We start from the raw sequence: 975 nt of genomic DNA on the forward strand, positions 1-975 counted from the left end.
GGCCTCGGCGGCGACATCGCTTTCGAGTGGCGTGCCGCAGGCGAAGATAGCGGGGCAGGTTTGCCAGTAGCGGGAATCGCCGACAGCCGCGTTCATGTAGAGCGACTGATCTACAAGCCACAGCACTGCCTGGCGGATGCGCACGTCGTCGAAGGGGGGGTGCAGATGGTTCATCCTAAGCCAGCCCTGTTGGCCGAGCGGATCGAGGTTCTCGACAAGCACGCCGGGCGCGGCTTCCATGATTGGTAGCAGGTCGTGCGGCGGTAGCTCGAAATAGTCGATCTCACCCGCCATCAGCGCGTTCATCGCGGTCGCCGCGTCAGGGATGTAGTGCCACTCGACGCGATCCACCTTCACCACCTTGCCGCCGGCCGCGAAGCTCGGCGCCTCGGTGCGCGGTACATAGGCCTGATTGAGCACGTAGACCACCTTGGCGCCCGGCACCCACTCCTCGGCCACGAACAGGAACGGCCCCGAGCCGATGATCTCAGGCACCTGCTCGAAAGGATCGGTCGCGGCCAGGCGTTCCGGCATCATGAAAGGCACGTTCGAGCTGATCTTACCGAGCGATTCTAGCACCAGCCCATAGGGCGCCGAGAGCACCAGCTCGAAAGTACTGTCGTCGACCACGCGCAGTTCGGCCGTCGCATCCATTAGCTTCTGGCCCATGCCGTCGCGCGCGCCCCAACGCTTGATCGAAGCGACGCAGTCAGCCGCGGTGACGGGCGTGCCGTCGTGCCACAATAGCTCATCGCGCAAGGTGAATGCCCAGGTCAGGCTGTCGTCGCTCACCGACCAGCTATCGACCATTTGCGGCTGCACCTCGAGGTTCTCGTCGAGGGCGAACAGCGTGTCGTAGACCATGTAGCCGTGATTGCGCGTGATATAGGCGGTGGTCCAGATCGGATCGATGTTCTTCAGGTCCGCATGCGGCACCACTTTCAGAACTGTCTCCGACCACGCCGATGACGTGCC

The 975-nt window shown here is 63.4% G+C and carries 1 protein-coding gene; it reads right to left on the reverse strand.

The annotated features are described in order from the left end of the window. The coding region (locus QF629_12940; protein MDP6014427.1) for an ABC transporter substrate-binding protein at window positions 1-975 on the reverse strand (975 nt) is incomplete at both ends.

It is taken from the genome of Alphaproteobacteria bacterium, from assembly GCA_030739735.1.
Classification (GTDB): Bacteria; Pseudomonadota; Alphaproteobacteria; order UBA7887; family UBA7887; genus UBA7887.